General features: G+C 62.1%; 7 protein-coding genes. 4 read left to right on the forward strand and 3 right to left on the reverse strand.

Annotated features, from left to right (window positions below; all coding sequences use genetic code 11):
* Window positions 1-3 precede the first annotated feature (3 nt).
* The 3 genes from NW852_RS11410 to mnmE form a co-directional block, all read right to left on the reverse strand.
* Window positions 4-528, reverse strand: coding sequence for a tetratricopeptide repeat protein (locus NW852_RS11410; protein ID WP_414365558.1), 525 nt, complete (start codon window positions 526-528; stop codon window positions 4-6).
* 39 nt (window positions 529-567) lie between these two features.
* Window positions 568-1,068 carry a DNA starvation/stationary phase protection protein Dps gene (gene dps, locus NW852_RS11415; RefSeq protein ID WP_414365559.1) on the reverse strand — a complete coding sequence of 167 codons (501 nt, stop codon included), beginning with the start codon at window positions 1,066-1,068 and terminating at the stop codon, window positions 568-570.
* A 117-nt stretch (window positions 1,069-1,185) separates the two neighbouring features.
* Entirely contained in the window at window positions 1,186-2,565 is a 1,380-nt protein-coding gene (gene mnmE / locus NW852_RS11420) for a tRNA uridine-5-carboxymethylaminomethyl(34) synthesis GTPase MnmE (protein ID WP_414365560.1), read from the reverse strand.
* Window positions 2,566-2,721: 156 nt separating this feature from the next.
* Here mnmE and glgP point away from each other — a divergent pair, with 156 nt between their 5' ends.
* The 4 genes from glgP (at window position 2,722) to NW852_RS11440 (ending at window position 7,999) form a co-directional block, all read left to right on the forward strand.
* Window positions 2,722-5,322 (forward strand): alpha-glucan family phosphorylase, encoded by a 2,601-nt coding sequence (gene glgP / locus NW852_RS11425; RefSeq protein WP_414365561.1) that lies wholly within the window; start codon window positions 2,722-2,724, stop codon window positions 5,320-5,322.
* A gap of 334 nt (window positions 5,323-5,656) precedes the next feature.
* Window positions 5,657-6,712 (forward strand): tetratricopeptide repeat protein, encoded by a 1,056-nt coding sequence (locus NW852_RS11430; protein WP_414426756.1) that lies wholly within the window; start codon window positions 5,657-5,659, stop codon window positions 6,710-6,712.
* Window positions 6,713-6,836: 124 nt separating this feature from the next.
* Window positions 6,837-7,361 carry an acetolactate synthase small subunit gene (gene ilvN, locus NW852_RS11435; protein WP_011430944.1) on the forward strand — a complete coding sequence of 175 codons (525 nt, stop codon included), beginning with the start codon at window positions 6,837-6,839 and terminating at the stop codon, window positions 7,359-7,361.
* A 44-nt stretch (window positions 7,362-7,405) separates the two neighbouring features.
* Complete coding sequence (locus NW852_RS11440; RefSeq protein ID WP_414426757.1) at window positions 7,406-7,999, forward strand: hypothetical protein; 594 nt, start codon at window positions 7,406-7,408, stop codon at window positions 7,997-7,999.
* Window positions 8,000-8,297 lie beyond the last annotated feature (298 nt).

Raw genomic sequence — 8,297 nt, forward strand, 5'->3', positions numbered from 1 at the left:
TGGTCAGCCGCGGGGGCTGGGCTGCAAACGTCTGCGCAGGGATCCGGCGCGGCGCTTGGCAATGGCATTCTTTGGATCCAGTTTCAGCACCGTCTCGTAGGCCTCTAGGCCGGGGCCGTAGAGATTTTTCTTCTCGTAGGCATGGGCCAGGTTGTTCCAAGCGGTCACATAGCCGGGATCCGCTGCTACTGCGTCTTTGTAGTAGCGGATGGCCAGGTCGTACTGCCCCTGGCTGAAGTAGGCAAAGCCAAGGGCGTTGCAGACAGGGGGAATGTTCTCCCCGGCCACCTCTAGAGCTTTTTTGAGCTGGAGGATGGCCTGGTCGTAGAGGCGCTTCTGCAGATAGACGCTGCCCAGCTCATAGTGCTCCTGTGGGGATCCCTTGCCTTTGCTCAGGCGGGGCTGCAGCTCGCGGATGACTTTTTCCTGGGCCCGCACCCGCAGCACCTCACGCAGGACGAAGTAGCCCACCACGCTGAGGATACTGGTCAAAGCCACCAAGTAAAGGAGGGGAGCGTTGACGCCCATTTTGCCTATCCCGCTTGCCTTAGATTTGCCTCGCCAGCGTTACGCCTGCAGGTGAGCCTCGATGAACCAGAGATCTTTGTCGATCTGGCGCGAGATCTCGGTAAACAGGTCGGCGGTATCGGCATCCCCCAGCTCGGTGGTGCGGTCGATGTTGCGGCGGACAGCAGCCGCATACTGGCCGTAGCGGGCCGCCAAAGCCTGCAGGTGAGCCCGACCTTCCTCAGCCGTTAGGTCGTATTCAGGCAAGCTCGAGGTTTGGGCGACGATGCGAGCGGTACCGCGGGCGATGCCCCCCAAAGCCGTAACCCGTTCCGCCAGCATGTCTACGTAGTTCTCCAGGGTGCCGGCAAAGGTGTCGAACATCTCGTGCAGGGCGATGAAGTTCATGCCTTTGACGTTCCAATGGGCCTGCTTCACCTGGGTTTTCAGATCCAGCGTGTCGGCCAAGGACTGGTTGAGCAACTCCACCAGTTGCGCACGGGTCTCGGCCGGCAAGTCGATCTGGGTGGAGTAGAGACGGGTTTTTGCGGCGGTAACCATAGCCAACCTCCCAAGTTGTGTTTCCATTATCCGGGATCCGCTGCGGCCCTCGGCCTGCCGATTCCCGACTGAGCCCATACTAACACAAACTCAGAGTGAGTATGAGTTAGTAAGCACTTACTTGCCAATGCAGAAGCGGCTGAAGATCTGATCCAGCACCGCTTCGGAGATCTCCTCGCCGGTGATTTGGCCAAGGGCGTGCAGGGCGCTCCGCAGGTCGATGCTCCAGAAATCGAGGGGGAGCTGCGCCTGCATAGCCTGGATCACCTGTTCCAGGCTGGCTTGGGCCTGGCGGAGAGCGGCGGCCTGGCGCTGGTTAAGGCTCACCTCCAGGTTGGGCTGGGGCCGCCCCTGGGTAACAAGCTGCTCCAAGGCCTCTTCCAGCTCCGGGATCCCTTGGCCTTGGGCGGCAACGGCAGCGACACGGTAAGAGATCTCGGCGGGGAGGGGGATCCCGTCGGGGGGGGCGAGGTCGGTTTTGTTGATGACCAAGATGAGGGGGCGGTGGCGAATGGACTCGTAGATGGCGGCGTCGGCGTCCGTCCAGCCGGCTTGGGCGTCGATGACCAGCAGCAGCACATCGGCAGCTTGGGCTAGGCGTTGGGAACGCTCCACCCCCAGACGTTCCACGGGATCGTCGGTGGCGCGAATGCCGGCAGTATCCAAAAGCTGGACGGGGATCCCTCTCACCACCAACTGGGATTCCACCACGTCGCGGGTGGTGCCGGGCAGGTCGGTGACGATGGCGCGGTCTTGGCCCGACCAGGCGTTGAGCAGGCTGGACTTGCCGACATTGGGCCGCCCGACGATGGCCACCTTCACGCCGGTGCGCAGCAGTTGCCCCCGCTCGACGGTAGCCAGCAGGGCCTGCATCTGGGCCTGGATGGCTTGCAGCCGGGCCTGCCAAGCCGGGACATTCAGAGGGGGCAGATCCTCTTCAAAGTCGATGCGCGCCTCGATCTCGGCCAATAAGCCCAGCAGCTCCTGGCGCAGGGCGCGGATGGACTGTCCCAATTTGCCCTGCAGCCCCGCCAGCGCCATCTGGGCTGCCTGGGGGGAGCGGGCCGCCACCAGATCGGCCACACTTTCGGCCTGGGTGAGGTCGATGCGTCCGTTCAAGAAAGCGCGCAGGCTGAACTCCCCCGGCTGCGCCAGCCGTGCCCCTTGGCGCAGGCACTGCTGCAGCGTGGCCTGAACCACCATGATGCCGCCGTGACAATGCAGCTCCACCACGTCCTCGCGGGTATAGGAGCGGGGGGCCTGCATCCAGACGGCTAGGGCCTCGTCCAACCGCTGGCCCTTCTCATCGTGGATCCAGCCGTAGAGGAGGCGATGGCTCTCCCAGGTAGCGTTGCGGCGGGCGGGGGTAAAGATGGCCTGGGCAATGGCCAAAGCCCGCGAGCCGGAAAGGCGTACAATGCCAATGCTGCCCTGCTCGGGCACCACAGCGGTGGCAATGGCAGCAATGGTGTCGGCCAGGGGTGCAGTTAGATCCATATGTAACAAGGAATGCGCTATGCCTTGGTTCCCTGGAGGTGGCAGGTGGTACCTAGGCAGGATCCCGGCCTTCAACTCGAAAGAAGCTGTAAAAAACTGTGCTCTCCCGCCGAGGTCAGGGTAGCTTGGCAGTGGCGACCTGCACGCGTCCTAACTATGAAGCCGTTACGCACGTTTAAGGTTACTCCCTACCTGCCGGCTGCTCTGGAAAGTCTGCGCTTGCTGGCCTATAACCTGCATTTTAGTTGGAACGTGGAAACCCGCAGCCTGTTCCGGCGCATGGATCCGGATCTGTGGGATGCCTGTGGTCACAACCCGGTGGCTTTGTTGGGGCAGATCCGGCAGGAGCGGCTGGACGAGCTGGCGGAGGATCCCGGCTTTTTGGCCCAGTTGGAACGGGCCAGCCAACAGCTCCAGAGCTACCTGCAGGAAGACACCTGGTACCGCAAGTATCGCTCGGCCCAAGCGGTGGAAGGGGAGTGCTACGCCTATTTTTCAGCCGAGTTTGGGCTGGCCGATTGTTTGCCCATCTACTCAGGGGGCCTGGGGGTTTTGGCCGGGGATCACCTCAAGGCAGCCAGCGACCTAGGCCTGCCGCTAGTGGGCGTGGGCCTGCTCTACCAAAAGGGATATTTTCGCCAGTACCTCAACCCCGACGGCTGGCAGCAGGAGCGCTACCCTGTGAACGATTTCTTCAACATGCCCCTGGAGCTGCAGCGGGATGCGGAGGGCCGCGAGATTCGCATTGAGGTGGACTACCCCAAGCGCAAGGTGTTTGCCCGCATCTGGAAGGCGATGGTGGGGCGGGTGCCTCTGTATCTTTTGGACACCAACATCGAGCCCAACAGCCAGTACGACCAAGACATCACCGATGAGCTGTACGGCGGCGACCAGGACGTGCGCATCCACCAGGAGATCATGCTGGGCATCGGCGGCGTGCGGGCTTTGCGCGCCCTTGGCATCCATCCCACCGTCTACCACATGAACGAGGGGCACTCGGCTTTTTTGGCCGTGGAGCGCATCCGCCTGTTGATGCTGGAGCAGGGGCTGAGCTTTGAAGAGGCCTGGCAGGTGGCCAAGTCCAGCCAGATGTTTACCACCCACACGCCGGTACCCGCCGGGATCGACCTGTTCCCGCCCGACAAAATTGACTACTACCTCGGCTTCTACTACAGCCAGATGGGCCTGAGTCGGGAGCGCTTTTTGGCCCTGGGCCGCGAAAACACCGGCGACTTCCAGTCCCCCTTCAGCATGGCGGTGCTGGCCATCAACATGGCCTCGTTTGTCAACGGCGTCAGCAAGCTGCACGGGGCGGTCTCGCGCAAGATGTTCAGCCGGCTGTGGCCCGGGATCCCGCTGGAGGAAGTACCGATTACCTCCATCACCAACGGGGTGCATGCCCGCACCTGGGTAGGGGAGGAGAACCAAGCCCTCTACGACCGCTACCTGGGGCCAGATTGGGCGGAGGCTCCTCCCTCGGATCCCCTGTGGCAGAAAGTGGATCGGATCCCGGATGGGGAGCTGTGGCGGGCCCACGAGCGCAGCCGCTCCCGCCTGATCACCTTCACCCGCGAGCGTCTGGTGGAGCAACTGCAAAAGCGGGCGGCCTCAGCGGTGGAAATTCAGTGGGCCTCTGAAGCCCTCAACCCGGAAGTGCTCACGATTGGCTTTGCCCGCCGCTTTGCCACCTATAAGCGGGCCACCCTCCTGTTTCACAACTTGGAACGGCTCAAGGCCTTGCTCAACCATCCCCGGTACCCAATGCAGTTTATCTTTGCCGGCAAGGCCCACCCCCGCGACAACCCAGGCAAGGAGCTGATCCGGCAAATTGTGCAGGTGTCGCGCCAGCCAGAGTTTCGCCAGCGGCTGGTATTTATCGAAGACTACGACATGTACGTCACCAGCCTGATGGTGGCCGGGGTAGATGTGTGGCTAAACACCCCCCTGCGCCCCCGCGAGGCCAGCGGCACCAGTGGCATGAAGGCGGCGGCCAACGGTGGACAGAACCTGAGCATTTTGGATGGCTGGTGGGATGAGGCCGATTACTACCAGACCGGCTGGCCCATTGGCCGCGGCGAGGAATACGAGGATCGCGCCTACCAAGATGAGGTGGAGTCGAATGCCCTCTACGACCTGCTGGAACAAGAGGTTGCCCCTCTCTTCTACCAGCGCGGCAGCGATGGCCTGCCCCACGCCTGGATTCAGCGCATGAAGCAGGCAATTTGCCTCAATTGCCCCCGTTTCAGCACGCAGCGCATGGTACTGGAGTATGCCGAGCGGGCCTACATCCCCCTCAGTAACTACTTCGACCGCATGCGCCGCGATAACTTCGAGTCGGCTCGCCAGTTCACCCGCTGGCGCAATCATTTGCAGGAGAACTGGTACAACATTCGGGTCCTCAATGTCCAGATTGAAACCCCGAAGAAAGCTTCCGCCGCCGGCCTCCCCTCGGCGCAAGATGACCAAGTGGTGATGGCCCGGGATCCCCTTACGGTGACTGTCGAGGTGCGGCTGGGATCTCTGCAGCCGCAGGATGTGATCGTCCAGGCCTACCAGGGGCCGGTGGACGACAACGGCCAGATCCAGAACGGCCAGGCAACTCCCCTGCGCTACGTGGAGACGGTGGAGGATCGCGCCATCTTCTCCGGCCAGATTCGCTACGAGGCCAGCGGCCTACAGGGGCTGGCCATCCGCTTGTTGCCCTTTCACCCCGATATGCACGATCCCTATGAGCTGCGGCTGATGCTCTGGGCCTAGAATTCCCATTCCACCCAATAAGGAAACAGCAGGGATCCCCTTCCTTCTTATCTCGATCCAGCCTGAACGAAGAGAGATCCCCTAGGTTCGTAAAGCCCTGAGGTTCTGCTGACTTTGCTGAGCAACGCCCCCACGCTCTGCACTGGTTGGGTCTTCCACAGTACTAGGTGCTTGCTAAGGCCTCCGGCTCCCTGGCGCGATGGGAGAGCAACTAAAGCTGCCTTCGGGCTCTTCCGCCCCGCAGTGCGGGGCCACCAAGCTATCCCCCTGTGTTTCTCGCTGCCCAATCAGGCAGAATCAGAAAAACAGATTCAAACGGCTCCGGGTTGATGCCATGCTCAAAGCCCACGACTCTGCCGGTTTGCGCCTGTTGGTCGCGGCTGCCCTGCTGTTGGGGGGCCTGGCCAGTTGGCGGCAGGAGCGCCTCTCGGCGGTGATGGGTCTGGCCAGTGCGGCAGCCATTTCTGCCTTCACCCGCCCCGCCATCTTGGCCTACAACCGCGGTCGCGAACGGTGGCTGAACCGGGATCTGATGGGGGCCGTCGAGCAGCTCAACCTGGCACTGCAGCTAGATCCCCGACTGGCCAACGCCCACCTTCTGCGGGGCCAAGTTTACCTCGAACTCGGCCAACTTCCCCAGGCGCTGGCGGACTTCGACCAGGCCACCCAGTTGGCCCCGCGCCGGCCAGAACCTTACCTTTACCGCGGCCTGATTCGCCAGTCGCAAGGGGATCTGCAGGGGGCAACGGCGGAGTTGACCGAGCTGGTGCGCCTACACCCCAACGCCCCCCACCACCTCCGCTTGGCCAACCTGCTCATGCAACAGGGATCCCTGCCTTCAGCTCTAACCCACCTGGACGAGGCCATTCGTCGGGATCCCACCTTGGCGCCCGCCTATGCCTGCCGCGCTACGCTGTACGGCTACCTGGGAGAATGGGAGACGGCTGTGGCCGATTGGTCGCAGGCCATCCGCTGGGATCCCTCTCCGGCCCATTACTATCGGCGGGGCGTTGCCTATGCTTGGGCCGATTGCTATGACGAGGCCATTGCCGACCTCAGCCGCAGCCTAGAGGCAGAACCCTGCCAACCCCACGTTCTCTACATCAGGGGCAATCTTCTCTACGAGCTGGGGGAGATCAAAGCTGCCCTCGACGATTACGACCAGGCCTTTCGCTTGGAAGCGGACGGCAACCTCGGGGATCCCGCCGACGAGTACGGCTTGTACGGTCGGGGGTTGGCCTACGAGAATATGGGAGATAGGGCAACGGCTATTTCCAGTTGGCAAGCCGCCTTGCAGGTCAGCCGCCAACACCACAACCTAGTTTTGCAGGAACAGGCGCATCGATCTTTGCGGCAGCTCCCGCACGGGGAGGCCGGATCCTTTGGCTAGCGAGGTCGAAGGGATCCCCAGAGCTCCCGTCAGAACATTGCTGCGAAACTGGCGTAAAATTTGCTTATCGCCATCTTAATTCCACTGAGTATTTCGATTTTTCCTACCTCCTTCTGTGGCTGCCGTGAAACACACCCTCAGCGCTCTTGTGCAGGATCAGCCCGGGGTCTTAACCCGCATCGCCGGCATGTTTGCCCGTCGCGGCTTCAACATCGACAGCCTCACCGTCGGCCCTACCGAGCGGCCTGGCATCTCCCGCATCACCATGGTGGTGCAGGGGGATGAGCACGATGTGGAGCAGATGACCAAGCAGCTCTACAAGTTGATCGACGTGCTGAAAGTAACCGACATTACCCATGTCCCCTGTGTGGAACGGGAGCTGATGCTCGTCAAGGTCAACGCCAGCATCGAAACCCGCTCCGCCATTATGGACGTGGCGCAGATGTTCCGCGCCCGGATTGTGGATGTGGCGGAAGAGTCTTTGACTTTGGAAGTGACAGGGGATCCGGGCAAAATGGTGGCGATTATCAAGATGTTGACCAGCTTTGGCATTCGCGAGATCGCCCGCACCGGCCTGGTGGCTCTCACCCGCGAGTCGGGAGTCAATACCGAGTACTTGAAGCAGCACCCCACCGTGGCAGTCGTCTGAGGGGCTTGGCCACGATGCCAACAGGGATCGCTCAGGGGGAGGCCATGGCAAAACTGGAGAGAGGCCGGCGCCACAGGGGGCAGGCCCTGCGCAATAGCCTGCGTTGCCTGATGAGCCTCCTAGCTATTGGACTGTTGGGGTTACTGGGGGGCTGTGGCCCCCGTCCCCCCAAGCCGGTTGTGCAGCAGGCGCTGGCCTACCAGATCTCCCACCCGGCTGGGGCGGTTGCCTCTCTGGTGGGCGGCGACCGCTTGGCAGCCCGTCTGGAAGTGCAGGATGTCCAAATCCGTCAGGATCGCCGTGAACCCCTGCTGTTGGCCTCAGGAGAGAAACTGGAAGGCCACCACCTCAGCGGCACCTACACCCTAATTGTCAAGCCGCCGGGATCCCGCCGCCCCTACCGCCGCCAGGGGAATCCCTTCCAGCTCACCCTGGCCCACCAGAAGGCGCAAAGTTCCCCTTCCCCTGAGGAAGCAGAGCCCAAGACCCTGCCCGAACGGTGGCTATTGGCCCATCCCTCTCCCAATGCCAAGACCTGGGAGGTCATCGACTTTTTCCCTCAGCCGGCACCTCTGCCGGAGCTGCCTCTTGCCGAAGCAGACGCATCGACACAGCGGGGCAGCTGGGTAGCCCCCTAATTTAGTACGGGGCGGAAAAGCCCGTTCGCGTTAGCGGGACGGAGTCCTTGAGCGACTTGAGTCGCTCGCCAATGTAAGTACCCACCCCGGTGAAAGACCCGGACAGTGCTGTAAGTCAACAAGTGAGCGGAACCTTGAGACTGGGTTCCAAGGAACCGTCTAGGGGCGTCTTGAGAGCGCCTTTGCAAGTCTGTCTGTGGACTGCGTAAGACTCCCCCGACTAAAGTCGGAGGAGTGTCAACCCACTAGCCTTGACCCTCTCTCCCCTGCCATAGCTTGCTTTCGCGCAGGGGTAAGC

Origin of the sequence: Synechococcus sp. H60.1 (assembly GCF_047462335.1) — a bacterium.
In the GTDB taxonomy this organism is placed as follows: Bacteria; Cyanobacteriota; Cyanobacteriia; order Thermostichales; family Thermostichaceae; genus Thermostichus.

What these genes read in the sequence shown, in the direction of transcription:
- NW852_RS11410 (WP_414365558.1), bottom strand. Translation starts at nt 528, where the DNA reads ATGGGCGTCAACGCTCCCCTCCTTTACTTGGTGGCTTTGACCAGTATC.
- dps (WP_414365559.1), bottom strand. Translation starts at nt 1,068, where the DNA reads ATGGTTACCGCCGCAAAAACCCGTCTCTACTCCACCCAGATCGACTTG.
- mnmE (WP_414365560.1), bottom strand. Translation starts at nt 2,565, where the DNA reads ATGGATCTAACTGCACCCCTGGCCGACACCATTGCTGCCATTGCCACC.
- glgP (WP_414365561.1), top strand. Translation starts at nt 2,722, where the DNA reads ATGAAGCCGTTACGCACGTTTAAGGTTACTCCCTACCTGCCGGCTGCT.
- NW852_RS11430 (WP_414426756.1), top strand. Translation starts at nt 5,657, where the DNA reads ATGCTCAAAGCCCACGACTCTGCCGGTTTGCGCCTGTTGGTCGCGGCT.
- NW852_RS11440 (WP_414426757.1), top strand. Translation starts at nt 7,406, where the DNA reads ATGGCAAAACTGGAGAGAGGCCGGCGCCACAGGGGGCAGGCCCTGCGC.